The sequence below is a fragment of the Bradyrhizobium sp. SPXBL-04 genome, assembly GCF_051853035.1.
GTDB classification, from domain to species: domain Bacteria; phylum Pseudomonadota; class Alphaproteobacteria; order Rhizobiales; family Xanthobacteraceae; genus Bradyrhizobium; species Bradyrhizobium zhanjiangense.
Genome location: NZ_CP182472.1, coordinates 5,564,839 through 5,589,954, shown reverse-complemented (window position 1 = coordinate 5,589,954; position 25,116 = coordinate 5,564,839). Strand labels below are relative to the sequence as shown.

The window sequence follows — 25,116 nt, the reverse complement described above, 5'->3', positions numbered from 1 at the left end:
CGGTCACCTCGCTACTCTTCGGCGCGCCCCGGCGCGGCCGAACAGGGTCCGGAACGCACCGACTATGGCGGCGACGAACTCGGGATCGTTGATGTTCTTCGGCGCGCGAATGAGCTGACGGTTGCCGGTCTGGCGCACCGTGCGCTCCAGCGTGCGGAACAGCGCCGCATCGGCGTCCGGATCCCAGAATGGCTGGCCGCGCGCATCGAGTGCGGACACGCCGCCCTCGGGCAGGAAGAAGCGCACGGGGCCGTCCATCTGGTTGAGCCGTTCGCCGATCCAGCGGCCCATGCGCTCATTCTCTTCGGCAGTGGTCCGCATCAACGTCACCTGCCGATTGTGGACGTGAAACTTGCGGCCGCGGTAGCGTTCGGGAATGGTCTCGGGCGCGCCGAAATTGACCATGTCGAGCGCGCCGACCGAGCCGACATAGGGCAGGCGGCTGCGGATGATGGCGCCAAAGCGGTCTTCCGTCGCGGGAAACACGCCGCCCATGAGCAGATCGCAGATCTCGGTGGTTGTGAGGTCGATGACCCCGGCGAGCTGCCCGGAGTCGACGAGCTTCTCCATGGAACGACCGCCGACTCCGGTGGCATGGAAGACGAGACATTCGAAATCGTCGCGCAGCTCCGCTGCGATCCTCTGCACCGCGGGCGTGGTGACGCCGAACATGGTGATACCGACCGAGCGCAGGCCGCCGGCGTCGCGCGCTGTTGCGGCGCGTGTATCGAGCCGTGCCTTGACCATGCCGGCGAGCGCATTGGCGCCGTTGGCCAGCACCGCCCGCGAGATCGAGTTCAGCCCCTGCACGTCAGTGACCGAGTACATCATCGTGATGTCGGCGGGGCCGACATAGGGCCCGACATCGCCCGAGGCGACGGAGGAAATGATCAGCTTGGGCACGCCGACGGGAAGCGCGCGCATGCCCGGGGCGACGAGCGACGCCGCGCCCGAGCCGCCGGCCGAGATCACGCCTGCGACATTGCCCTGGCGCCGCAGCCAGTTGGCAAATGCATCAGCCATCGCGGTCACGGCGGCCCCGCGATCGGGACCGAATACAGCGGAGCCGCCGCGGCCGTGGTTGAGGGCGATCTCCTGCGCAGAGACATCGCACGACGAATGCTTGCCACTGGTCGAAACATCGACCAGCCGGGTGCGCAGGCCGCTTTCCGCGATGATGTCGCGGATGAAGCGTAGTTCCTGGCCCTTGGTGTCGAGCGTGCCGACGACCAGCACGATGGGTGGACCGGCGGCCTGCACCGCCAGCGGCTCGCGCTTGCGCCGCGCCGTCTCGTCAAGCCGCGTAACTTGCGTCGAGAGCGTGCGCGCGGCGGCCTCGATGCGGGCGATCGGCGCCGGTTGCGACCATCGGGTCGGGAGCGTCGGGTTGGAGATGTAGATGCGGATCGGTCCGTCGCGGCGTGGCGGCGGTGCCGGCTGGGGATCGTCAGCGGATGCGGCGATGTCGATATCCGGCTCGAGCTCGGCGTGAAGCCCGACGCCGAGCAGGCGCTGCTGGAGCTCGCGGTCGGCGGCGAGGCGCGCGGAGTCGATGATGCGGTTGATGCGGCCGTTGACCATGATCGCGACGTTGCGCGAGATCGCGGTGGCAACGCCGATGTTCTGCTCGATCACGAGCACGGACATGTCGCCGTCCTCACCAAGCCGCAACAGCATCTCCTCGACCTGCGCCACGATGACGGGCGCTAGCCCCTCGGTCGGCTCGTCCATGATGAGAAGATGCGGATTGGTGAGCAGCGCGCGTGAGATCGCCAGCATCTGCTGTTCGCCGCCGGAGAGCTGGCCGCCGCCGTGATCCTTGCGTTCGGCCAAACGCGGGAAAGTCTCGTAGATGCGATCGACGGTCCAGGCGCCGGGCCGCAGGCCGCCGGCCAGCCGCAAATGCTCGTCGACGCTGAGCGAGCGCCAGAGACGGCGTCCTTGCGGCACATAGCCGACGCCGAGCCGGGCGATCTGCGCCGGTGCCCGCCGCGTGATGTCCTCGCCGCGGACGCGGATCGAGCCGCCGCTCACGCCCACCAGACCCATGATCGCCTTGCACAGCGTGGTCTTGCCCATGCCGTTGCGGCCGACGACGGAGAACACGCCGCTCTCCAGGGTGAGGTCGACGCCTTGCAGGGCGTGCGAGTGGCCATAGTAGACGTCGAGGCCGCGGACCTCGAGCGCGGCCTTGCCGCGGCGGACCTCATTCATGGCCGCCTCCGAGATAGAGCTCCTGCACCTCGGGATCGGATTGGATCTCCTGCGGCAGGCCTTCCTTGAAGATGCGGCCGTTGTGCATCATCGTGACGCTTTCGACGACGCGTAAGGCGACGTCCATGTCGTGCTCGATGATGATGTAGCCGATATGCGCCGGCAGTGAGGTCAGGATCTCGATGAGCTCGGCCCGTTCGGTCGGCGACAGGCCGGCCGCCGGCTCGTCGAACAGGACGAAGCGCGGTGCGCCCGCGAGCGCGAGCGCGATCTCGAGCTGGCGCTGCTGGCCGTGCGCGAGCTCGGCCACGCGCTGGTCCTTCACGGCGGCCAAATGGACGGCCTGCACGAGATTGTCCGCCGCATGCATCAGGGCATCGTTCTGTCCCGGACGCAGGAACGAGAAGCGTCCGCGCGAGACGCCGCGGCAAGCGAGATAGACATTGTCCTGCACGGTGAGGCCGGGAAACAGTGCCGAGATCTGATAGGTCCGCCGCAGCCCGCGCCGGATGCGTTCATAGGGCGGGAAGTGCGTGACGTCCTCGCCGAAGAAACGGATGGTGCCGGAGGAGGGCGGGAAGTCGCCGGTGATGCAATTGAACAGCGTGGTCTTGCCTGCGCCGTTCGAACCGAGCACCGCGCGCCGCTCGCCCGGACGCACGGTGATGGTGACGTCGGTCAGCGCTGCCAGCGCGCCGAACAGGCGCGTCACGCCGCGCAGCTCCAGCGCGGCGCCGGCACCGACGGCGGAGAGGCGCTGGGCGACGCTATCCATGGCGGCGGCCTCCACCGGAACTGTCGGCGCTGCGGCGCTGACGGTTGCGCCAGCGCTGCCATAGGCCAATGACGCCGTCCGAGGACCAAAACACGATGGCGAGGAAGCCGAGCCCGATCAGCAGGCGGAAGCGGTTGCCATCGAGCCCAAGCCTGACCAGGAAGTCGAGCGCGAAGGTGCGCAACAGCACGAAGATCAGCGCGCCGATGAAAGGCCCGATCGGGCGCGTGATGCCGCCGACGACGGCGATGATCAGCACGTCGATGCAGGCGCCGACGCTGACCGAGCCCGGCGAGATCTGGCGGTAGTTCCAGACCTGGAGCACGCCGGCCAGCGCGGCCACGAAGGAGGCGAAGGCGTAGGCCGCGACGCGGTGCGCATTGACGTTGAAGCCGAGTGCAGCCATGCGCCGCGGATTGTCACGCACACCCTGAAGAGCAAGACCGAAGGGAGCGCGGGAGAGATATTCGACCGCGAAATAGCAGAGCGCGGCGACCGCGAGCACGACGTAATAGAAGGGTATGTCGGCGCGCCAGTTCACGCCCCAGAAGTGCGGGGTGGCCACGGTGTTGATGCCGGTATGGCCGTTGAAGATCGCCCAGTTCTGGTTGGTGAAATAGTAGAAGGCCGCGCCGATCGCGAGCGTGATCATGATGGTATAGATGCCCTCGGTGCGGACCGCGAGCGCGCCGCCGAGCGTGCCGAAGGCGGTCGCCAGCGCCAGGGCCATCGGGACCGCGAGCCACCACGGCCAGCCCAGGCTGATATTGGCGTTGCCGCTGACGCCGAACACCGCGACCATGTAGGCCGAGAAGCCCGCGATGGTGAGCTGCATCAGGCTGACCATGCCGCCATAGCCGGCGAGGAACATCAGGCTCAGCGCCATGGTGCCGAGGATCAAGGTGGAGGCGAAGATCTCGATCAGGAAGAAGCCGCTGGCGATCAGCGGCATGATCAGGAGAATAATTGCCACGACCCAGGCGGCGGGATTGTTGATTTCGGGCCATGTCCGCGCGGCGCGCTGCGCAATGGTAGCGGGAGGAACGGCAACGCGGGTATCGTGGGCGAGCGACATCTCAGCGCCTCGCCAATAGGCCTTGCGGCCGGATGGCCAGCACCAGCACCATGATGAGGAAGGTCACGACGATGGCGTAGGTCGGGATGTAGACCGAGCCAAGCTGTTCGGCGAGGCCGATGATCAGCGCGCCGAGCGCGGCGCCGGGGATCGAGCCCATGCCGCCGACGATCACGACGACGAGGGAAGCCAGCAGGAAGCGGATGTCCTCGCCGGGCGACAATGACTGGAAGGTGCCGCCGACCACGCCGGCGATGCCGGCAAGTCCTGCGCCGAAGGCGAACACCAGCACGAAGACGAGCTGGATGCGCACGCCGGTCGCGGCAAGGATATCGCGATCATCGACGCCGGCGCGGATGATCATGCCGATCCGTGTGCGGTTGAGCGCGAGCCACATGGCCACGCCGATGATCACGGAAGCGGCGAAGATCACGAGCCGCACCAGTGGATATCTGAGATAGACCGGCTCGCCCGAGGATTTGATCGCGGTGATCAGCGGCAGCTCCACCGGGCCGATCAGCCAATTCGGTGTCTGGATCTGATAGAAGTCGCCGCCGCAGGCCCACAGCATCAGGTCGGCGAATACGATCGAAAGCCCGATCGTCACCATGGTCTGCCTGAGATCTTGTCCCTCCATCCGGCGGAACACGATCACCTGGAGCAGGACGCCGACCAGGGCGGTCAGGATAAAAGCGACGATGAAGCTGAGGATCCAGGAGCCGGTCGAGGCGCTGATGGCGTAGCCGACATAGCCGCCGAACAGATAGAGCGAGCCGTGCGCGAGATTGACGTTGCGCATCAGGCCGAAGATCAGCGTGAAGCCGCTGGCGACGAGGAAGTAGAGCCCTCCGAGCGTGATGCCGTTGAAGACGGCGTTGAGGAAGACACGCTTGCGGCCGATGGCCTCTTCGAGGCCCGGCGGCCAGACCGCGAAGATCAGCCAGAGCCCGACGGCAATGGCAATGATTGCGATCAGCGCCCAGGCGGGATGGCGTTCGACAAAGCGGCTCATGTGCGCCGCCCGTTCGCCCAGGCGGCACGCCGAAGGCTCATCGAGTGTAGGTCAGACAGCCTCGCGGCGGCTGCGTACCTCGCCATGGGCGAACGTCCTCCCTGGACTCGCAATCCTCTAGCGGGATCGCGTTGCCCACATCCTAGCCGGGCTGCGAGGAGGACATTTGATCGTGAGTATCTTTTCGCGCAGCGATCAGGCGCGCAAAACCTTGGCCGCACGACGATAATCTGTCGGAGCCATCCCGACATTGGCGGCGAAGAAGCGGGTGAAGCCGCTTTGCGAGGAGAAGCCGAGATCGAAGCCGATATCGGCTATCGGCGCCTCGCTCGCCACCAGCGCTTCGAGCGCCTGTTCCATGATCAGCGTGTTGAGAAAGAGGTTCGGCGTGACGCCCGTCTGGACCCGGAACAGCCGGTAGAAATGCGGCCGAGACAGACCGGATTCCCGCGCAATCGTATCGAGCTCCATCTCGGCCCCGGGACTCTCCGACATCAGCCTGATGCATTTGCGCACACGGAAGTCGGTCACGGCGCCATTGGCGCGCGGATCGCGCGCGATCTCAGCTTGCTGCCAGCTTTCGTCGTAGCAGATGTCGATCAGCCGCCGCAGCTCGGAATCGAGGCTGGAAAGCGATGGTGCGCCGCACACGAGCGCGGCGGTCCGCCTGATGTGCTTGTCGAGCGCAGGCGTGCGCCTGAATTGGGTGCGGCCGAAACGCATGCGATCGGAGCCGGATGCATCCGGCGCAAACCATTCGGCATTGACGTACAGCACGAAGAAGATCGCGCCGCCGTCGAGATCGGCCGGCAGGAAGTTATGCGGCTCCCATGGATTGACGGCGACCACGGAGGATTCGGTGAGATCATAATGCCCGTTGGAGACATCGATGCATGCCGGCATGCCGCCGACATGGAAGATCAGATGACCTTCACGATGGGCGTGAATATTGAAAGGGCGGTTCAACTGATAAACCGTCGCCCGGCCGAAGCGGCCGTGGAAGACGGCGAGCGCACGGCTCATGCCTTCCCCTCCCGAATGTTCTTGTCTTTTCGGCCAGCGTTCAACAACGCCGACGAGATTGCAAGAGCGGAGAGCGACCGCGTCAGCAGGTCGCTCTCCGCCTGCGCAGGCGTGATGCGTCAGTACTTCTTACATTCCGGTACTGTGCGGCCCGGCAACCCGATCTTGGAGAACACGGCCGGATCATAGCCGAGCGTCTGGTTCACGTTCGGGATCACCTTCACGACCTTGCTGAACAGCGCGCCCTTGCCGTCATCGACGACTTCGGTGACGAAGTTGGTGCCGATCGCCTGGCGGTTGGCGTCGAGCTTGATCTTGCCGTTCGGCGCATCGAGCTCGATCTTCGCCAGCGCTTCCTTGAACTTCGCCTGGTTGTTGGAGAGGTCGCCATTGACCTGACGCAGTGCGAGGATCAGCGCCATGGTTGAACCATAATAGTTGGTCGCGAGCAGCGACGGGCTTGGGAAGCGCTTGTTGGGCGGGAAGGCGTCCTGATAGGCCTTCACGAACTTCTGCCAGCCCGGATCCTCCCAGGTATCGGCCTGGCCGCTCGCGGCGATGGTGCCGATCAGCGCATTCTTGGCGTTGCCCTTCGACGACAGGATGGTCTGGTCGATCATGATGGAACCGCCCATCAGATGCGCCTTGCCGCCGGCCTGCTGATACTGGTTGAGGAAGTTGACGGCATCCGCGCCGCCAAGCCCGAGATAGATGGCGTCGACGTCGTCGGGCAGGGCGGCGATGACGGAGGCGAAATCCTTCGTTCCGAGCGGCACCCATTGCCGGTTGGTCACCTGTCCGCCCATGCCGCAGAACTCGAGCACCAGCCCGAACACCTGGGTGTAGATAAAGGAGTAGTCCTCGCCGACGGTTGCGATTTTGCGATACTTCTTTTCCTCATAGGCGTATTTGCCGAGGCCGACCTGCCACTGCGCGCCGTCCATGTTGTAGCGGAAGAAGTTCGGGGCCGGATCGACATAAGTCGTTTCCTGGGCGCCGGAGGCCGCATTGATGAAGGTCAGCTCTGGGTGAGTCTTCGCAAAGTTCTTCACCGCGATGCCCTCGTCGCCGGAGAGCGGCGAAAGCAGGATCTGCACCTTGTCTTGCTCGATCAGCTTGCGCACGGCGCGCACGGCGGAGTCCGGCGTTGCATCGGTCGAGGCCACGATGAATTCAAGTTCCTTGTCGCCGACCTTCTTGCCGAGCACGTTGAGGGCGGTCTGATGGCCGCGCATGCCGTCCTCGCCGAGCACCGTGTAGGTGCCTTCGAGCGTTGCGGTCACCCCCACCTTGATCTTTTCCTGCGCGATCGCGGCGCCTGAAAGAAACAGGCTGCTCAGCGCCAGCAGCCCCACACTGCATTTCGACATTGTGCTCCTCCCTGTGTCGTCGATTTGTCGCCGCGCCGGACCGGCGCTGCGCCCGCAGCTCGAAGGGCTCGCGGATTTGACGGGGAGGCTAGCCGAAGTCGCACGCGGTGCATGCGTGGACGCCTCGTTCGGCTTGACGGGCAGTCTCATTTTGGATGTTGCGGCGCAAATGGTTTCGCGGTGCAACAGGTCTGGGATGCGGGGTCATCCCGCGAGGAATCCCCCGTCCACCGCGACCACGGTGCCGGTCGCATATTGCGAAGCCGGCATGCACAGGAAGGCGACTGCCCCGGCGATGTCCTCCGGCTGTCCCCAGCGCTTGAACGCGGTCCGGTCGGCAATGCGCTGATAATGGGCACGGTCGGTGCGGCCGGCGGCGTTGATCGCCGTTTCGATATAGCCGGGCGCCACCGCATTGACGCGGATGCCTTCGTCGGCCCACTTCAAAGCCAGCGCCTTGGTCAGCATCACGACGCCGCCCTTGCTGGCGCAATAGGCGGGAATCCGTGGCAGCGCCAACGTCGCGTTCATCGAGGCGATGTTGACGATCGAGCCCTTCGTCTCCACGAGCCGCGGGTGGAACGCCATGCAGGTCCGGAACGTGCCGGTGAGATTGACGTCGAGCACCTTCATGAAGGTCTCGATCTCGAATTCCCTGTCGCGCGCGAGAATGCCGGCCAGTTGACTAGCGCGTCGACGCGCGTGTGCTGCCGCGCGAAGGACGTGACGGCGGCATCATCGGTGACATCCAGCGTCGCGAGCGTGAGCCCGGTGCGTGGCTTGAGCAGGGTGCGGGCAAGATCGGCCTCGTTCGCGCCGGTTGCGGTCACCGTCGCGCCGAGGTCGCAAAACTGGTTGCTGATCGCCGCGCCAATATCGCCGGCGCCGCCGATTACGACGGCATGAAAGCCGGTTGCGAGGGAGAAATTCGAATTCATCGGGAGTGTCTCACTTCAGCGATTTCGGAGGCGGAGCTGTCGATTCGCGGACCACCAGCGAGAAGTCGATTTCGCGATGCATGATGGTCTGCTCGCCGGCGAGGCTGCGCACCAGATATTCTCCGGCGCGCTGCCAGGTTTCTGCGGTCGGGACGTGGATCGTGGTCAGGCTCGGCCGCAAATGGCGACTCCAGTCGAGGTCGTCGAAGCCGACCACCGAAAGATCGCGCGGCACGGAGAACCCGTCGCGCTCCGCCTCGAGCAACACGCCATAGGCGATGACGTCGTTGCCGCACACCACGGCCGTCGGACGGTCTTTGAGGTTGAGGAGATAGCGCGCCGCCTCGCGTGCGTCGTCCAGCGTATAGGGCACCTCGACATGCCATTGCGGCGGAAGCTCGAGCCCCTTCTCGGCCAGCGCACGGCGAAAGCCGGCGACGCGGGCGCTGGCGCGGTCGTTGTTGCGCTGGAGGGCCGAGACGATCCCGATGCGGCGATGGCCGAGCTCGATGACGTGAGCGGCGGCGCGATGGGCGGCTGCCTCATTATCCGTACCGACGCAAGGGTAGGGCCGGTCGGGCTGATAGATGCCGACATTGATGAACGGCACCGCGTTGTCGGCCAGCAGCTTGCGCAATCCGTCGTGATGGCAATCGCCGCGCAGCACGAGGCCGTCGACACCGCGGCTGATCAGGTTGCGCGCCTGCTGCAATTCGACATCGAGATCATATCCGCTCGTGGTGAGAAACAGCATGTACCCGACCGAGGAGAGATATTGCTGGAGCGAGGCGATGCCGCGCGCGAACATCGTGTTGTCGATCGTCGGCACGATCGCGCCGAGGGTGCGCGAGCGCCGCGACGACAGGATGCGCGCCGGTGCATGCGGGATGTAGCCGAGCGCGTCGATGGCCTGTTCAATGCGCGCACGCAGGGATGGGCTCACCGCATCGGGATTGTTGAGAGCGCGCGAGACCGACGCCGTCGACACGCCGGCGCGGGCCGCCACGGCGCGGATGCCCTGTTTCACGGACTTGGCGTTGGTCAGTCTCATGAATGTAACGTTACATCCTGCGTGGTGAGCCGTGAAGTCACGAAGATGATGCAAATCTGCCGCAGATTGTGACGCCTGTCCATCGCTTGACACCGTGGATGTGAGGTCTAGATTGTAACCGTTTTCAAGTGGTGCTCAAAGGTGTTCAAAAAGGTCCGCCAGCTTAAGGCGGCCAGCCGGGAGGAGAGTTCGATGAAGGCTAGGATGCTCGCGACCCATGTCGCGTTGCCCGTTCTCGCGATTGCGGCGGCCAGTGCGCAGGCGCACGCGGCCGATTTCGACTGGATGAAGTTCAAGGGCAAGACCGTCACCTTTCTCGCCAACAACAATCCGGTCGCGCAGGCGCTGCTGACCTACAAGGCCGATTTCGAGAAGCTGACCGGCATGACCCTGAAGGTCGACGGCTATCAGGAGCAGCAGATGCGCCAGCGCCTGGTCACCGTCATGAACGCGAACAGCGACGAGGTCGATGTGTTCATGACGCTGCCCTCGCGCGAGGGCGAGCAGTTCGCCGCCGCCGGCTGGTACGGCGATCTCACCGCGATGGCTAAGAACGAGGTGGCCAAGGAATACGATCCGGCAGGGCTGAGCCAGGCGCTGCTGAAGGCTGCGACATTCGGCGGCAAGCTGACCAGCATGCCGATGAACATCGAGGGGCCGATCTTCTATTACCGCACCGACATCTTCAAGAAGTGCGGCCTCGAGCCGCCGAAGAACATCAAGGAGGTCGAAGCAGCCGCCGCGAAGATCAAGACCTGCGATAGTGCGGTGACGCCGTTCGTCTCGCGCGGTCTCAAGCCCGCGGTCGCCTACACCTTCAGCAACATGCTGCACAATATCGGCGGCAGCTACATTGCCGGCGGCAAGTCGAACCTCTGCTCGGCCAAGGGCAAGGAGGCGCTCGACACCTATAGCCGGCTGCTGCGCGAATTCGGACCGCCCGGCGTCGTCAACTACAGCTTCCAGCAGATTTCCGCGCTCTATCGCGGCGGGCGCGCCGCGATGGCGTTCGAATCCTCGAATGAATTGCGCACGGTGATGGAAGGCGGTGCGCGCCTGAAGGACACCGGCCTGTTGCCGTTCCCGGCGGGCGAGGCCGGCCAGGTGCCGACCACGATCGGCTGGGGCATGGCGGTGTCCTCGCATAGCAAGCAGCCGGAGGCGGCCTGGTACTTCGTGCAATGGGCGACCAGCCCCGAGGTGCAGAAGAAGATGGCGCTCCAGGGCATTGCCCCGCCGCGTCCGTCGGTCGCTAAGGATCCCGACTATCGCAAGTGGATCGACGAGGAGCCGGTCCGCAAGGAATGGCAGGCCGCGCTCGACGTGCTCGCCACCAAGGGCTCGTCCGAGGTCGGCTATCCCATCGTAGCCAACCCGGAATCGCGCGAGTTCATCGGCCAGGCGGTGCAGGATCTGATCCTGAAGCAGAAGCCGATCGATCAGGCCTGCGCAGATGCCGACAAGGCGTTGGATGCGCTGATCGCCCAGAAGTAATCGCTTGCTGTCGGCAGGCTTGCCTGCCGGCACCTCGTCATTTTCAAGGAAACGCACGCATGTCTGATGCGGCTGCGACCCAGGACCGGCAGAAGCTGGAAATGTCGGTGCTTTCGGCACCGGCCGTGATCTTCACGGTCGCGATGATCGCGTTTCCCGTCGTCTACACGGTCTGGCTCGGCTTCCAGAATTTCTCCTCGACCGGCAAGCAGTCTTTCGCGGGCCTTGCCAATTATTCCAAGCTGGTCTCCGACTACGAGTTCTGGCACGGGCTGTGGGTCACCATCGCGCTCTATGTGCTGTCGCTGGTGCTGCAGCTCGTCTTCGGCGTCTGGCTCGCGCTGGTGTTGTTTCACGCCAAGCGCCTGCCGGGGATCGTGCGCTCGTTGTTCATCTCGCCGTTCATGATGCCGCCGGTGGTGGCGGGCATGATGTGGCTGGTGATCCTCGATCCCTCACTGGGGGCGGCCAACTACATCCTGCAATCGTTCGGCCTGCCGCCATCGGAGTGGCTGGCCTCGCCGTCACTTGTCATTCCGACGGTTGCTCTGATCGACAGCTGGCAGTGGACGCCTTACGTCGCCTTGATCGTGCTGGGGGGCCTGCAATCTCTCCCGCCGAGCGTCTATGAGGCCGCGCAGATCGACGGCGCATCCCCGTTCAGGACCTTCCAGCGCATCACGCTGCCGCTGCTGCTGCCCACCATCGTCACCGCGGCGATCCTGCGCAGCGTCGATCTCCTGCGCTTCTTCGACATCATCTACATCACCACCCAAGGCGGTCCGGGGAACGCGTCGAATACGCTCAATATCTACGGCTTCCGGGTCGGCTTCGAGTTCTTCAACATCGGCTATGCCAGCGCCTTGATGCTGACGCTGACGGCGATCGTGTTCGGCGCGGTGCTCGCCTTCAACCGCCTGCGCGGCGCAGTCGCCTGGTGACGCCATGACCGACGCTGCCAATACCGATCGCTGGATCCGCTGGCTCAACCTGGTGCAGCTCGTGCTGGCCGGGATCATCATCATGGCGCCGACGGTCTGGATGGTGCTGTCTTCATTCAAGCCGTCCTTCGAGGTCACCGCCTATCCGCCGACGCTGATCTTCACGCCGACCTTGGATAATTATGTCGAGCTGACCAAGACCACGCCGTTCCTGGGCTATGCGCTCAACAGCCTCATCGTCACCGTCGGCTCGACCGCGCTTGGACTGCTGTTCGGAATCCCCGCCGCCTTCGCGGTCTCCTGGACCCGAATTTCGTGGCCGGCGATCCTGACGCTGGCCGCCCGCATGGCGCCCGGCACGCTGTTTCTGCTGCCATGGTACGTCATGTTCCGGCAGGTCGGCATGATCGGCTCCTACACCGCGCTGATCCTCAGCCACGCGGTGATCACGTTGCCGATCGTGATCTGGGTCCTGCTGCCGTCCTTCGACGGCATCCCGCGCAGCGTGTTCGAGGCGGCGCAGGTCGATGGATGCAGTGTGACGCGCATCCTCTGGCGCATCGCGCTGCCGCTGGTGGCGTCCGGCGTCGCCGTCGCGGCGATTCTCGCTTTCGTGTTCTCGTGGAACTACTTCCTGTTTGCGCTGGTGCTCTCCAACGGCGACACCAAGACGCTGATCGCGGCGGCCTTCAACTTCATCGGCGAAGGCTCGACGCAGTGGGGCGCGCTGATGGCCGCGGCGACGTTGATCGCGTTGCCGCCGCTGGTGCTGGCAGCTCTCGTGCAGCGCTGGCTGGTGTCCGGGCTGACGCTCGGTGCGGTGAAAGGTTAGGTATCTGAAATGAACTTGTCACCTCGTCCCAATTCGATCATGCAAGCCGCGGTCTTTCACGGCAACGACCGCATCACCATCGAGCGTGTGGCGATGCCCGATGTCGGTACCGACGAGGTGCTCGTGCGCGTCTCGCGTACCGCACTGTGCGGTTCGGACTTCAAGCTCTGGCACAAGGGCGCCGAGTTCACCGCGGGCCACGAGATCTTTGGCGTCGTCGAGCAGCCCGGTCATCGCCTGCACGGCCGCCGCTGCGCAATCTATATCCCCTTGCACTGCGATCATTGCGCGGCCTGCAAGCGCGGCGACACCCAGATGTGCCTTGAAGTCTCCAGCCTGATCGGCTGGAACAGGCCGGGCGGCTATGCCGAATATGTGCCGGTGCCGGAAAACTGCCTGCTGCCGGTGCCCGACGATATCGAGGACAGCCTTGCGCCATTGCTGCTCGACACCATCGGCACGTCCGGTCACGCCGTGCGCTTCGTCGGCCGTGTCGTGCCGCCAGCCGAAGCCGGCCCGGTTCTCGTGATGGGGGCAGGGCCGGTCGGCCTCGGCGTCGTGTTGGCGCTCCGCGCACTCGGCTACGACGACGTCTATGTCGCTGATCCCAATGCCGCGCGCCTCAAGATCGCGCAATCCTTCGGCGCGAAGGCGCACGCCGTCGGCGATACCTCCAGGCGCTTTGCCCTCATCATGGAATGCTCCGGCGCGCATGCGGCGCGCAACCTCGGCATCGAGCTGGTGCTGCCGCGCGGCGCGCTGGTGCTGGTCGGCGAGAACGCCGCGCCCTGGACCATCGAGGAAGGCAAGGTGTTCCGGCGCAAGGATTTCTACATGGTCCGCACCTTCTATTTCCCGGTGTCGGATTTCGAGCCGAATGTCGAGTTGCTGCGCAAGTACAAGGACGAATACCGCGTCCTCGTCGATGGTGAGTTCGGCCTGTCGGCTCTGCCCGAGAATTTCGCGCGCTTCGCCAAGGGCGAGCTGATCAAGCCGGTTCTGGCGCTGGACTGAGCGATCATGGCCTCGATCTCGATCCGCAATCTCGTCAAGCGCTACGGCAATTTCACCGTGATCCCCGATCTCAACCTGGAGATCGCGGACCATGAATTCGTCGTCTTCGTCGGCCCGTCCGGCTGCGGCAAATCGACCTTGCTGCGCATCATCGCAGGGCTCGAGCCGATTTCGTCGGGAGACCTCTATATCGGCGACAAGCGCGTCAACGGCGTGCAGGCCGCGCAGCGCGACATCGCGATGGTGTTCCAGGACTACGCGCTCTATCCGCACATGAAGGTCTACGACAACATGTCATTTGCGCTGGAGTTGCGTGGCGTGCCGAGGGCGGAGATCGACGCGCGCGTCAAGCGCGCCGCGGCGCTGTTGCACATCGAGCCATATCTCGACCGCAAGCCGAAGGAACTGTCGGGCGGCCAGCGCCAACGCGTCGCCATGGGCCGCGCCATTGTGCGCAATCCCAAGGCGTTCCTGTTCGACGAGCCGCTGTCCAATCTCGACGCGAAGCTGCGCGGGCAGGTGCGGGCCGAGATCAAGGCGCTGTCGCAGGAGCTGAAGACCACCATGGTCTTCGTCACGCACGACCAGATCGAAGCCATGACCATGGCCGACCGGATCGTTGTGCTCCAGAGCGGCACGATCCAGCAATACGACACGCCGGAGACGGTCTACGAGCGGCCCGCCAACCAGTTCGTCGCCGGCTTCATCGGCTCGCCCGCCATGAATTTCTTCCCGGTCGAGTGGCGCCAGGAGCGTGCGCTCCTTTCGCAAGGCGGAACGGCAGTGCCGCTCGACGGCGCGGCCGCAGGCCGCCTGCGTCAGGCCGGCAATGCCGTTCTCGGCATCCGCCCTGAACATTTCACCGTGGCCGCGGATGCCGCCGACGGTCTTGCCATCAATGTCAAGCTGGTCGAACCGCTCGGCTCGGATACGCTGATCCATTTCGATCTCGCCGGTGCCTCCGCGATCGCGCGGGTCGATCCATCGCTGCGGCCGAAGGTCGGCGATCGTCTCAGCCTTCGTCCGCAAGCGGGCAAGACGCATTTGTTCGATGCGGCCAACGGACAGGTCCTGCGGTGAGTGCATCCGCGCACATCGGTGATCTCAAGGCGCTGGCGGACGTGGCGTCAAAGGCGAGGTCCGTGCACGTGATCTGCCTGGGTCTGTCGGCGCTCGACCAGGTCTGGCGCGTCGATCGCCTGTTCGCGGGTCAAAGCGAGAAGATCAAGGCCTTCGGTTACGGCACGCTTGGCGGCGGCATGGCTGCCAACGCGTCGGTCGCGATAGCAAGGCTCGGCGCGTCCGTCGCGTTCTGGGGGCGGGCAGGGAATGACGCCGCCGGCCATGAGATGAAATCGGCCTTCACCGCCGAAGGCGTCGATGTCGAGAATTTTCGGCTGTTTCCCGACGGCCGCTCGTCCGTTTCCGGGATCATCGTCGACAGTTCCGGTGAGCGGCAGATCGTCAATTTCCGCGGGCTCTTTCCGGAAGCCGCGGATTGGCTTCCGCTCGAAGCCGTCGCGGGCGCATCCTCCGTGCTGGCCGATCCGCGCTGGGTCGAGGGCGCAGCGACGCTGTTTAGCGAGGCCCGCGCGCGCGGCATTCCGACTGTGCTCGACGGCGACATGGCCGACGCCGAGGTGTTCGAGCGGCTGCTGCCGCTGACCGACCACGCGATCTTCTCGGAGCCCGCGCTCACATCTTTTGCCGGCTCGGCCAAGGATGACTCTCTCGCGGCGCTCGCGCGCTTCGGCTGCCGGGTCATCGCCGTCACGCGCGGCGAGGGAGGCGTGAGCTGGTACGAGAACGGCCAGTCGCATCGGCAGGCGGCCTATGCCGTCGAGGTCGTCGACACCACGGGCGCCGGCGATGTCTTTCACGGCGCCTATGCGCTTGCGATCGGCGGCGGCCTCGATGTGCGCGCCGCCATGGCGTTTTCGGCGGCGACAGCCGCCATGAAATGCCGCCATGCCGGTGGCCGCAACGGAATCCCCGATATCAACGAGTGTCTTGCATTCATGAGGACGAAGCCATGAGAACGATTGGAAAGAACCGCGGCTTGGCACGGCTGGCTGACGCGGATGGCCACTTTCGCATGGTCGCGCTGGACCAGCGGCCGCCACTGTTCGACGCCATCGCCAAGGCAAAGGGCATCACGCGGGATCAGGTCGAATATTCCGATGTCACGGCGGCCAAGCGTCTTCTCGTCGAGAACCTCGCGCCGCATTGCAGCTCGATGCTATTCGACCCGAACTTTGCCGTGCCCGCCGCGATCGATCTCTTGCCGCCGCGCTGCGGCCTGATCATGACGCTCGAGGAGCACCGCGTCGAGGAAACGGCGGGCGGCCGCAAGTCGCGCGCGATTACCAATTGGAGCGTGGAGAAGATCCGCGCCATGGGCGGCGACGCCGTCAAGGTGCTGGCCTGGTACCGGCCGGATGCCGACGCTGCGGTGAACGAGCACCAGAAGCGTTTCGTGCGCGAGATCGGCGAGGACTGCGCCCGTCACGACATTCCCTATGTCCTCGAGCTGCTGGTCTACCCGTTCCTCGGCAGCGCCAATCACACCGCCGACTATGTGGAATCGCCGGGCAAGCTGCCGGGCCTTGTCATCGACAGCGTGCGCGAGTTCGCCAAGCGCGAATACGGCGTCGATCTCCTCAAGCTGGAGAGCCCGCTTGCGGCGGGCAGCCTGCCGGCCCGCGACGGCAGCGCGGAAGCGAAGGCCGCACAGAAGGAGTTCGATGCGATCGGCGATATCTGCCGCGAGCGCAGCATCCCCTGGGTGCTGTTGTCGGGCGGCGCTGCGCCGGAAAAGTTCGAGCGCGTCCTCGACTTCGCCTATGCGGCGGGAGCGGGCGGCTTCCTCGCCGGCCGCACCATCTGGCTCGATGCCGTCCTGAAGAATTTTCCGGATCGTGCGGCGGTGTCGGCGAGCCTGCGCAAGGACGGCCTCGGCGTGCTGGAACGGCTCAACAAGCTGACCACGGCCAAGGGCACGCCGTGGAAGGCGCGCTTTCCGGTGTTCACTGACATCAAGCAGGAAGGTGACTTCGCGCGCGCCTATTGAGATAGTGGCTCTGCGTGGTTCATCCCGATCGCAGGATCCGCAACATGACTGACAGCTTCACCATCCGCTCGATCGAGGCGTTCTGCTATCGCTATCCGTTGGCGACGCCGGTGGTGACGTCGTTCGGCAAGATGCTCAACCGTCCCGCCGTTTTCGTTCGCGCTGTCGACGAAGACGGCGTTGAGGGATGGGGTGAGGCCTGGTCCAATTTTCCAGCTCCGGGCGCGGAGCATCGCGCCCGGCTCGTCAACGAGGTGCTCGCCCCCGGCCTCGTCGGACGCAAGTTCGACGGTCCTGGCCAGGCCTTCGAGGCGCTGACCAAGGGCACCGAAGTTCTGGCGCTTCAATGCGGTGAACCCGGTCCGTTCGCGCAGGCGATTTCGGGCATCGATCTCGCGCTGTGGGACCTCTCGGCGCGCCGCCGGCGCTTGCCGTTGTGGCGGCTTCTCGGCGGTCAGTCGCGCAAGATCAAGGTCTATGCCAGCGGCATCAATCCCGGCGGAGCCGCGCAGACGGCGGAGGCCGCGCTCAAGCGCGGCCATCGCGCGCTGAAGCTGAAGGTTGGCTTCGGCGCCGAGATCGACCTCGCCAATTTGGCCACGCTGCGTCAGATCATCGGTGCCGGCATGCTTGCCACCGATGCCAATCAGGGCTGGTCGGTCACGCAGGCGATGGAGATGCTGCCGCGGCTTGCGGAGTTCGATCTGCGCTGGCTGGAAGAGCCGATTCGCGCCGATCGGCCGCGCGAGGAATGGCGAAGGCTGCGCGCCGCAGCGAAGATGCCGATTGCCGCCGGCGAAAACATTTCGAGCGTCGAAGGCTTCAAGGAGGTTTTGGCCGAAGACGTGCTCGGCGTGGTTCAGCCTGATATTGCGAAATGGGGCGGCCTCAGTGTCTGCGCCCCACTGGCGCGCGACATTCTGAAGGTGGGCAAGACGTTTTGCCCGCACTATCTCGGTGGAGGCCTCGGCTTGCTCGCATCGGCGCATCTCCTTGCCGGTATCGGAGGTGATGGCTGGCTGGAAGTCGATGCCAACGACAATCCATTGCGCGATCTGATTTGCGGCCCGGTCCTCAACGTGAGGGAAGGCATGATTGAATTGGACCAAGACCCGGGACTCGGAGTGTCGCCTGATCTTTCAGCTATCGAGCGTCACCGCACCATTTAGATGAGAGACTCGTATCGTGATGGCCGCGATCTTGAATCCGGCCTGGAAGATCGGTGCGGATAGGGCGGTGAAGTTCGGCAGCAGGGCGTCACGACAGCGGCTGATGCCGTCGCGCGCTTATTTGACCTCGTCATATGTATATGACCAAATAAAACGTCTCGCATTTGGCTGCGGGGCGCAACTTCTCAGCCGTCAGCTCCGTTCGCGCGCGCAATTGAGGGACCGATGCTCTTCGATATGGGTCAGCTTCCGGCGGATATCCGCTACAAGATCCTTACCGCCACCGTTACGCCGCGACCCATCGCGTGGGTGACGACGAGGTCCCGGGACGGGATCGCCAATGCGGCGCCCTTCAGCTTCTTCAACGTTCTCGGGCATGAGCCGCCGACGGTGGTGCTCGGCTTGCTGCGTCATCCGCAGCGAGGTTTGAAGGACACGGCGCAGAATATCGTCGAGATGGGTGAGTTCGCCGTCCACCTGGTGCCGCACCAGATGGCAGAAGCGATGAACGCGACGGCGGTCGATGCTCCCTCCGAGATCGACGAGATTGAGATTGCGGGGCTGGAGACGCTCCCCGCGCAGATGATTTCGCCTCCGCTCATCAAGGGATGCCCGGTTGCGTTCGAATGTCGCTCCCTTTCGGTCCATGAGACCGGGCCCCGGCAAATCGCCGTGATCGGCGAGATCGTCTGCGCTCACGTGGCCGAGCAGTTCGTGATCGACGCGCGCCGAGGCCATATCGATACGGTCAACCTCGACCTCATTGCCCGCATGCACGGCTCGGGCTGGTATGCGAGGCCTCGCGAGCTCTTCCAGCTGGTGCGGCCGGCGCCGATCGAATCGGGGCGGCCGGCGCCAGGCCTCGGGTTGGGGGTCCAGCGCGTGTCGACCCGAGCGAGCGATTGACATCCAAATTATTATATGTCTAAAAATATGCAAATTCATATATTGCAAGACCCGGCCAATGGACACGCATCCGCTGAGGCTCAAGGTGCAGTCGGTCGCGGCGGAGACGCCGACGATCCGAAGCCTTCTGTTCGGCGTGGAAGGCGGTGCGGCTCCGCGATGGCAGGCGGGAGCGCATATCCGCGTGTCGCTGCCAAGCGGGGGAGACCGGCCTTACTCGCTGATGGCCCTGCCGGGCCTGCCTGAGGGAGTCCTTGCGCTCGGCGTTCTGCGCGAGCGGACGTCGACCGGCGGCTCGGCCTTCATGCATGCGCTCGAGATCGGCGATGTCGTGACGGCTTCGGCGCCCGTCAACAATTTCCCGCTGCATGAGGACGATGCGCCTGCGCTGCTGTTCGCCGGCGGCATCGGCATCACGCCGATCCTGTCCATGGCGGCCGAGCTCAAGGCGAGGGGCGTTGCCCACCATCTTCACTACGCCGGGCGGGCGCCAGGTCTGCTGGCATTCCTGCCGCAGCTGGAGACGGTGTGCGCGAGCACCCTGTCCATCCACTACGACAACGACGCCTCGTGCCTGGACATCGCCGCCGCACTGCACGGCTCGCCTGCGAACGCCCATGTCTATGTCTGCGGTCCTGCAGGCATGATCGAAGCGGTGAAGACCGCGGCTCTCGCCAGCGGCATTGCCGCCAATCGTATCCACGACGAGCGCTTCAAGGCCGAGCTGCCGGGCGCGCCGAACCGTCCGTTCGAGGTGGAGCTCAGATCGACGGGCGAGGTCATCACGGTCGCGGCCGATCGCAGCATCATCGAAGCGCTGGAAGCAGCGGGGCACGAGGTTCTCTCCGACTGCCGGCGCGGCGATTGCGGCATCTGCCAGTGCGGCGTGATCGCAGGCGTTCCCGATCATCGCGATGTCATCCTGAGCGACGCCGAGAAGGCGTCCAACAAGGTCATGCAGATCTGTGTGTCGCGCGCAAAATCGGAACGGCTGGTGCTGGATCTCTAGGACGAGGACAGGAACGTCATGGCTGGATACGCTGGAAATGCGCGGTCGATCGCAGCGCTGGTGCGCGAGGCGGAGGTGCATCGCGACGTCTACGTCGATCCTGAGATCTTCGAGCTCGAGATGGCGCATCTGTTTCCCAACAGCTGGGTCTATGTCGGTCATGCGAGCCAGTTGGCGAAGCCCGGCGATTTCATCACCGCCAATATCGGCCGGCAGCCGGTGATGGCGAGCCGCCATACCGACGGTTCCATCCATGTTTTCTACAACCGTTGTCCGCACAAGGGCGTCAAGATCGCCTCGGAGCCTTGCGGCAATACCGGAAAGTTCTTTCGTTGTCCCTATCACGCATGGTCGTTTAGGACCGACGGCTCGCTGCTCGCGATCCCCTTGAAGAAGGGCTATGAGAGCACCGGTTTCGGCGACACCCAGGCGAATGAAGGCCTGTCGAGAATCAAGAACGTCGCGATCTATCGCGACTTCATCTTCGCGCGGCTGAGCGAGACCGGCGTGTCCTTCGAGGACTATTTCGGCCCGAGCCTTTCGACCATCGACAACATGGTCGACCGCTCGCCACAGGGCAAGCTCGAGGTCGTGGCCGCGCCGATCCGCTATATGCACACCTGCAATTGGAAGATGCTGGTCGAGAACCAGACCGACACCTGCCATCCCATGGTCGCGCACGAGAGCTCGGCGGGTACCGCTGTCAAGGTCTGGAAACGCGAGCAGGGCGATTCCACGGAGACGCCGATGGCGGTGCAGCTCTACGGCCCGTTCATGAGCCCGTACGAATTCTACGAGCAGAGCGGCATCCGGATCTGGCCCAACGGCCATGGCCACACCGGCGTCGCCAATTCGATCCATTCGAACTATTCCGACGTCGACGGCTATCTCGAGCAGATGGTCGCGGCCTATGGCGAGACACGGGCTCACGAGATCCTGGGCGATATCAGGCACAACACCGTCTATTTCCCGAACGTCATGGTCAAAGGCGCCGTCCAGATCCTGCGCAATTTCATCCCGATCGCGGTCGACAGGACGCTGGTCGAGAGCTGGGTCTATCGCCTGGTCGGCGCGCCCGACAAGCTCTACGAGCGTGCCCTGATGTACAACCGCTTCATCAACGCGCCGACCTCGATCGTCGGGCACGACGACCTCGAGATGTACGAGCGCGCGCAGGAAGGCCTGAAGTCCAACGGAAATCAGTGGATCAATCTGCGCCGCCTCTACGAGCCCGACGAACAGCCTGATGTCACCGCCGTCATCAACGGCACCTCCGAGCGGCAGATGCGCAACCAGTTTCACGCCTGGGCCAAATTCATGGCCATGGGCATGGACAAGCATGCCGAGGTCGCGGAATGATCGACGAGAAAGCCGTCACGGATTTCATCTATCGGGAGGCCGAGCTGCTCGACACCATGCAGTGGCAGAGCTGGCTCGATCTGTTTCATCCCGAAGGGCGCTATTGGATGCCGCTCGAATGGCAGCAGCAGGACCCGGTGCTCCAGCCCTCCCTGATGTACGAGGATCTGCTGCTGCTCAAGGTGCGGGTCGAACGCCTCGCCGGGGAACGCACCTTCAGCCAGAAGCCGAAGAGCCGGTGCCACCATCTGCTTCAGGCGCCACGTATCATCGCCTGCGATGCTGCGGCCGGCGTGTTCAGGGCGCGCACGTCCTACATCTACACCGAGACGCGCGGCGACTTGCTGGAGCGCTATTCGGGATGGGCATCGCACGATCTCGTGCAGGTCGGCGACGGCCTGAAGATCAAGCTCAAGCGCGTCGATCTCGTCAATTTCGACGCGCCATTCGGCAATATTCAGCTTTTCATGTGAGTGTATCTTGACCGCTGCGACCACAGTCTACGCCCGCTTTCGCGACACCGCGCTACGCCGCGGCGAGGCCGGCTTCCTCAACGTGTTGCCGGAGACCGCCGGCATCTACGGCATCGCAGCCGGCGAGATCTCCTACCGCGCAATGCTCGCGCGGATCGAGGCCCGGCGGCAGGCGTTCGCGGACCGCGGCTATGGCGAAGGACACAGGGTCGGGCTTCTGCTCCAGAACCGGCCGGTGTTCATCGAGCTGTGGTTTGCGCTGAACGCGCTTGGCGTTTCCGTGGTGCCGATTAACCCCGATCTGCGCATGAGCGAGCTCGAATACATCATCTCCCATTCCGAGATGAATGCCGCCTTCGTTCTCGCCGAGCGCTGCGCCGAGGTGGCGACGGCGGCGCGCCAGGCCGGCCGGCCGATCCCAGTCGTCACCGACGACGGCGACGTTCCCGCGCCATACGACGGTGCGCGGCCGTTGCGGCCGGCGGGCAGCGCAACCGAATGCGCGCTGCTCTACACCTCCGGCACAACAGGGCAGCCGAAAGGCTGCGTCCTCACCAATGAATATTTCCTGCACAGCGGAAACTGGTATCGCGACGCCGGCGGGCTGATCGGCCTGAAGCCGGATGGCGAGCGCATGATTACGCCGCTGCCGCTGTTCCACATGAACGCGATGGCGGTCTCGCTGATGGCGATGGTCTCGGTCGGCGGCAGCCTGACCATGCTCGATCGATTTCACCCGCGCAGCTGGTGGAGCTCGGTCAGGGAGAGCCGGGCCACGTGCCTGCACTATCTCGGTGTCATGCCCTCGATGCTGATGAGCGCCGCGCCGTCCGAACAGGACCGGCAGCACAATGTGCGCTTCGGGTTCGGCGCCGGCGTCGACAAGCTGCTTCATGCCCCCTTCGAGGCGCGCTTCGGCTTCCCGCTGATCGAGGCCTGGGCGATGACCGAGACCGGCAGTGGCGGCGTGATCGCCGCCAACCTTGAGCCGCGCAAAGTCGGCACCAGCTGCTTCGGCCGCCCGGCCCCTGAGATCGAGGTTCGCATCGTCGATGATCGAGGTGTCGATACGCCCGGGCAAACGCCGGGCGAGCTGCTGGTGCGGCGGGCAGGCGCGGACCCGCGCTACGGCTTCTTCCGGGAATACCTCAAGAACCCCGAGGCCACGGCGGAGGCCTGGGCCGAAGGCTGGCTGCACACCGGCGATATCGTCTCGTGCGATGCGGATGGCGATCTGCATTTCGTCGACCGCAAGAAGAACGTCATCCGCCGCTCCGGCGAGAACATCGCCGCGGTCGAGGTCGAATCCGTCCTCAATCGTCATCCCGCGATCCGGCAGGCCGCGATTGCGCCGACCCCGGATCAGGTGCGCGGCGACGAGGTCGCGGCCGTCATCATCGCCGAGCAGGCCGGCGCCGACCGCGCGCTGGCCGAGGCCATCGTGCGCTGGAGCCTGGAGCAGATGGCCTACTACAAGGCGCCCGGCTGGATCTGCTTCGTCGAGCGGCTGCCGCTCACCGCAACCGAGAAGATTCAGCGCGGCGGCTTGAAGGATCTCGTCGCCAGGCTGATGCAGGATGGCGTGTTCTTCGATCTCCGCGAGATGAAGCGGCGGCAGGTCTGACCCGGAAAGCCCGCAGGACAGCGATCATGAGCCAGATACGCACCACACTCATCACCGGGGGAAATTCCGGGATCGGCGAAGCGCTGGCGAAGAGGCTGGTCGACAAGGGACAGCGCGTCGTCTCGGTGGGGCTGGAGAAGCCGGGCTGGACGCACGATCTGCTCGCGGCCTATTGCGCGGACCTGACCAGCCTTGAGGAGGCGCGGGCCATCGCGCAGGAGATTGGTGCCAACCACGCGATTGATTGCCTCGTGCACAATGCCGGCATCATCCTGCCGAACCTGTTGCCGGATGCGAAGCCCGAGGACATCCTGGAGCTTGCGCAGCTGCATCTCGGCGCACCGATGCTCCTGACTCAGGCCGCTCTGGAAGGCATGATCTCGCGCCGTTTCGGCCGCATCGTGTTCGTCAGCTCGCGCGCGGCGATGGGCGCCGTGACCCGCTCGGCCTATTCCGCCACCAAGGCCGGCGTGCACGGCATGGCGCGGACATGGGCGCTGGAGCTGGCGTCCAGCGGCATTACCGTGAACGTCGTCGCGCCGGGCCCGATTCTGACCGACAATTTCTGGGGCATCATCCCCAAGGATTCCGAGCGGCAGGAGCGAATGGCGCGCAACGTCCCCGTCGGCCGCCTCGGTGCGCGCGAGGACGTGGCGCACGCGGTCGAATTCTTCCTCGACGAGCGCTCGGATTTCGTGACCGGACAGGTGCTGTATGTCTGCGGCGGCACCAGCCTGGTCGGCCTCGGCCCCTGATGGATCAGATCTGGTTCTGCTTGATGTTTTCGACCATCCTGGCGAGCACCCGCGCGCAGATCTCGATCTCGTCCGGATCGATGCCGGCGGTCAGCCGCTCATAGTTCTTTTCCATGATGGGCCAGATCTTGCGCAGCAGAGCCTCGCCGTCCGGCGTCAACGCCACCACCCGGCGGCGCTGGTCGTCCTCGGCGATCTCGCGCTTGACGAGACCCGAGGACACCATCGACTCGACCATCCTGCTGGCGGTCGATTGCTCGGTCACGGCGAGAACGGCGACCTCGTTGACGGTGAGAGTCTTGTAGATGAACAGGATCGACAGTGTTCGAAACACGACATTGTTGATGCCGTGCTCGCTGAGATCGCGGTTCTGGTCGAGGTTCCAGCGATTTGCCAGCCGATTGAACAGATAGGGGATGTAGGCTTGCAGCTGGTCCCTTGATCGCGGCGGGCCGGATTTCCACCTGCTCTTGGATTCTCTCGCCATTATTTCTTGCGACTTTGCTTCTTGCTCTGGGTACGAATTTTTGCCGAAAGCGACCGCAGCACCGACAGCGCGGTGTCCAGTTCGCCGGCCGAAATGGTCTCGAGCCTTTGGCTGAGATGTCTCTTGTGCATGTCGGCGGCCTTCCGGAACAGGGCTTCGCCCTTCGGCGTGAGGCGGACGATGAAGGACCGACGATCCTCGCTGGACATCTCCTTGCTGATGAGATCGTCGGCCAGGAGACGCTGCACCAAACCCGAGACGTTTCCGCCGGAAACCTTCAGGTTCTGCGACAACTGCCCGAGCGCGAGGCCGTTCCTGTCGCGGTCGAGTTGAGCCAGCACGTCGAACTTCGCCAGCGACAAGCCGAACTCCGAGTTCAGGAGCGCGTTCAGCGACGCGAAGATGTCACCGTGCAGCGACAGCAGCTGCAGCCAGAGCCGGGTCTCGATCTGCCCGAGGGGAACGGTGTTCTCTTTCAGTGCTGCCGGCATTGCGTGACCAGGGGTCCGGTTCGTCTGGCGGAGG

At 64.7% G+C, this 25,116-nt stretch carries 25 protein-coding genes; 14 read left to right on the top strand and 11 right to left on the bottom strand.

What is annotated here, in order from left to right; genetic code table 11:
• Positions 1-3: 3 nt before the first annotated feature.
• The 9 genes from ACNJX8_RS26650 to ACNJX8_RS26610 all read right to left on the bottom strand — a co-directional run bounded on the left by ACNJX8_RS26650 (position 4) and on the right by ACNJX8_RS26610 (position 9,458).
• Positions 4-2,214: an ABC transporter permease gene (locus ACNJX8_RS26650; RefSeq protein ID WP_439357305.1), complete on the bottom strand. Its 2,211-nt coding sequence runs from the start codon at positions 2,212-2,214 to the stop codon at positions 4-6.
• The gene (locus ACNJX8_RS26645) at positions 2,207-2,989 is read right to left on the bottom strand and encodes an ABC transporter ATP-binding protein (RefSeq protein ID WP_091887608.1); all 783 of its coding nucleotides are present in this window, start codon (positions 2,987-2,989) and stop codon (positions 2,207-2,209) included. The genes ACNJX8_RS26650 and ACNJX8_RS26645 overlap by 8 nt, the downstream gene beginning before the upstream one ends.
• Positions 2,982-4,064, bottom strand: a complete 1,083-nt coding sequence (locus ACNJX8_RS26640) for a branched-chain amino acid ABC transporter permease (RefSeq protein ID WP_439357304.1) — start codon at positions 4,062-4,064, stop codon at positions 2,982-2,984. The genes ACNJX8_RS26645 and ACNJX8_RS26640 overlap by 8 nt, the downstream gene beginning before the upstream one ends.
• A 1-nt stretch (position 4,065) precedes the next feature.
• Positions 4,066-5,076: a branched-chain amino acid ABC transporter permease gene (locus ACNJX8_RS26635; protein WP_438109552.1), complete on the bottom strand. Its 1,011-nt coding sequence runs from the start codon at positions 5,074-5,076 to the stop codon at positions 4,066-4,068.
• A gap of 195 nt (positions 5,077-5,271) precedes the next feature.
• Positions 5,272-6,099 (bottom strand): helix-turn-helix domain-containing protein, encoded by an 828-nt coding sequence (locus ACNJX8_RS26630; protein ID WP_439357303.1) that lies wholly within the window; start codon positions 6,097-6,099, stop codon positions 5,272-5,274.
• Between the two features lie 119 nt (positions 6,100-6,218).
• Positions 6,219-7,469, bottom strand: a complete 1,251-nt coding sequence (locus ACNJX8_RS26625; protein ID WP_128934746.1) for an ABC transporter substrate-binding protein — start codon at positions 7,467-7,469, stop codon at positions 6,219-6,221.
• Between the two features lie 204 nt (positions 7,470-7,673).
• Positions 7,674-8,102, bottom strand: a complete 429-nt coding sequence (locus tag ACNJX8_RS26620; protein ID WP_439357302.1) for an SDR family NAD(P)-dependent oxidoreductase — start codon at positions 8,100-8,102, stop codon at positions 7,674-7,676.
• Positions 8,099-8,407: an SDR family NAD(P)-dependent oxidoreductase gene (locus tag ACNJX8_RS26615; RefSeq protein ID WP_439357301.1), complete on the bottom strand. Its 309-nt coding sequence runs from the start codon at positions 8,405-8,407 to the stop codon at positions 8,099-8,101. Before ACNJX8_RS26615 ends, ACNJX8_RS26620 begins: the two co-directional genes overlap by 4 nt.
• A 10-nt stretch (positions 8,408-8,417) precedes the next feature.
• Complete coding sequence (locus tag ACNJX8_RS26610) at positions 8,418-9,458, bottom strand: LacI family DNA-binding transcriptional regulator (RefSeq protein ID WP_439357300.1); 1,041 nt, start codon at positions 9,456-9,458, stop codon at positions 8,418-8,420.
• Positions 9,459-9,650: 192 nt separating this feature from the next.
• On the opposite strand from ACNJX8_RS26610, the gene ACNJX8_RS26605 reads away from it, so the two are divergent.
• The 14 genes from ACNJX8_RS26605 (at position 9,651) to ACNJX8_RS26540 (ending at position 24,104) form a co-directional block, all read left to right on the top strand.
• Positions 9,651-10,952, top strand: coding sequence for an ABC transporter substrate-binding protein (locus ACNJX8_RS26605; protein ID WP_439357299.1), 1,302 nt, complete (start codon positions 9,651-9,653; stop codon positions 10,950-10,952).
• A 59-nt stretch (positions 10,953-11,011) separates the two neighbouring features.
• The gene (locus ACNJX8_RS26600) at positions 11,012-11,893 is read left to right on the top strand and encodes a carbohydrate ABC transporter permease (protein WP_439357298.1); all 882 of its coding nucleotides are present in this window, start codon (positions 11,012-11,014) and stop codon (positions 11,891-11,893) included.
• A 4-nt stretch (positions 11,894-11,897) separates the two neighbouring features.
• A complete protein-coding gene (locus ACNJX8_RS26595) occupies positions 11,898-12,725 on the top strand; it encodes a carbohydrate ABC transporter permease (protein WP_439357297.1) in 828 nt (275 codons plus the stop codon).
• Between the two features lie 9 nt (positions 12,726-12,734).
• Entirely contained in the window at positions 12,735-13,739 is a 1,005-nt protein-coding gene (locus ACNJX8_RS26590) for a zinc-dependent alcohol dehydrogenase family protein (protein WP_439357296.1), read from the top strand.
• Between the two features lie 6 nt (positions 13,740-13,745).
• Positions 13,746-14,819, top strand: a complete 1,074-nt coding sequence (locus tag ACNJX8_RS26585; RefSeq protein WP_439357295.1) for an ABC transporter ATP-binding protein — start codon at positions 13,746-13,748, stop codon at positions 14,817-14,819.
• Complete coding sequence (locus ACNJX8_RS26580; RefSeq protein ID WP_439357294.1) at positions 14,816-15,775, top strand: sugar kinase; 960 nt, start codon at positions 14,816-14,818, stop codon at positions 15,773-15,775. Before ACNJX8_RS26585 ends, ACNJX8_RS26580 begins: the two co-directional genes overlap by 4 nt.
• Positions 15,772-16,809: a tagatose 1,6-diphosphate aldolase gene (locus tag ACNJX8_RS26575; protein WP_439357293.1), complete on the top strand. Its 1,038-nt coding sequence runs from the start codon at positions 15,772-15,774 to the stop codon at positions 16,807-16,809. The genes ACNJX8_RS26580 and ACNJX8_RS26575 overlap by 4 nt, the downstream gene beginning before the upstream one ends.
• Positions 16,810-16,853: 44 nt before the next feature.
• On the top strand, positions 16,854-17,978 hold the full coding sequence (locus ACNJX8_RS26570; protein WP_439357292.1) for a mandelate racemase/muconate lactonizing enzyme family protein: 1,125 nt from the start codon (positions 16,854-16,856) through the stop codon (positions 17,976-17,978).
• A 225-nt stretch (positions 17,979-18,203) separates the two neighbouring features.
• Complete coding sequence (locus ACNJX8_RS26565; protein WP_439357291.1) at positions 18,204-18,884, top strand: flavin reductase family protein; 681 nt, start codon at positions 18,204-18,206, stop codon at positions 18,882-18,884.
• Positions 18,885-18,942: 58 nt separating this feature from the next.
• Complete coding sequence (locus tag ACNJX8_RS26560) at positions 18,943-19,893, top strand: PDR/VanB family oxidoreductase (protein WP_439357290.1); 951 nt, start codon at positions 18,943-18,945, stop codon at positions 19,891-19,893.
• 18 nt (positions 19,894-19,911) lie between these two features.
• The gene (locus ACNJX8_RS26555) at positions 19,912-21,252 is read left to right on the top strand and encodes a Rieske 2Fe-2S domain-containing protein (RefSeq protein WP_439357289.1); all 1,341 of its coding nucleotides are present in this window, start codon (positions 19,912-19,914) and stop codon (positions 21,250-21,252) included.
• Positions 21,249-21,725 (top strand): aromatic-ring-hydroxylating dioxygenase subunit beta, encoded by a 477-nt coding sequence (locus tag ACNJX8_RS26550; protein ID WP_091887573.1) that lies wholly within the window; start codon positions 21,249-21,251, stop codon positions 21,723-21,725. The genes ACNJX8_RS26555 and ACNJX8_RS26550 overlap by 4 nt, the downstream gene beginning before the upstream one ends.
• A gap of 7 nt (positions 21,726-21,732) precedes the next feature.
• Complete coding sequence (locus ACNJX8_RS26545) at positions 21,733-23,349, top strand: ATP-dependent acyl-CoA ligase (RefSeq protein WP_439357288.1); 1,617 nt, start codon at positions 21,733-21,735, stop codon at positions 23,347-23,349.
• Positions 23,350-23,375: 26 nt separating this feature from the next.
• Positions 23,376-24,104, top strand: a complete 729-nt coding sequence (locus tag ACNJX8_RS26540; RefSeq protein ID WP_439357287.1) for an SDR family NAD(P)-dependent oxidoreductase — start codon at positions 23,376-23,378, stop codon at positions 24,102-24,104.
• Positions 24,105-24,108: 4 nt separating this feature from the next.
• On the opposite strand, the gene ACNJX8_RS26535 is transcribed toward ACNJX8_RS26540, so the two are convergent.
• Positions 24,109-24,591 carry a MarR family winged helix-turn-helix transcriptional regulator gene (locus tag ACNJX8_RS26535; protein WP_128934731.1) on the bottom strand — a complete coding sequence of 161 codons (483 nt, stop codon included), beginning with the start codon at positions 24,589-24,591 and terminating at the stop codon, positions 24,109-24,111.
• The gene (locus ACNJX8_RS26530) at positions 24,591-25,082 is read right to left on the bottom strand and encodes a MarR family winged helix-turn-helix transcriptional regulator (RefSeq protein WP_439357286.1); all 492 of its coding nucleotides are present in this window, start codon (positions 25,080-25,082) and stop codon (positions 24,591-24,593) included. Before ACNJX8_RS26530 ends, ACNJX8_RS26535 begins: the two co-directional genes overlap by 1 nt.
• Between the last annotated feature and the right edge of the window lie 34 nt (positions 25,083-25,116).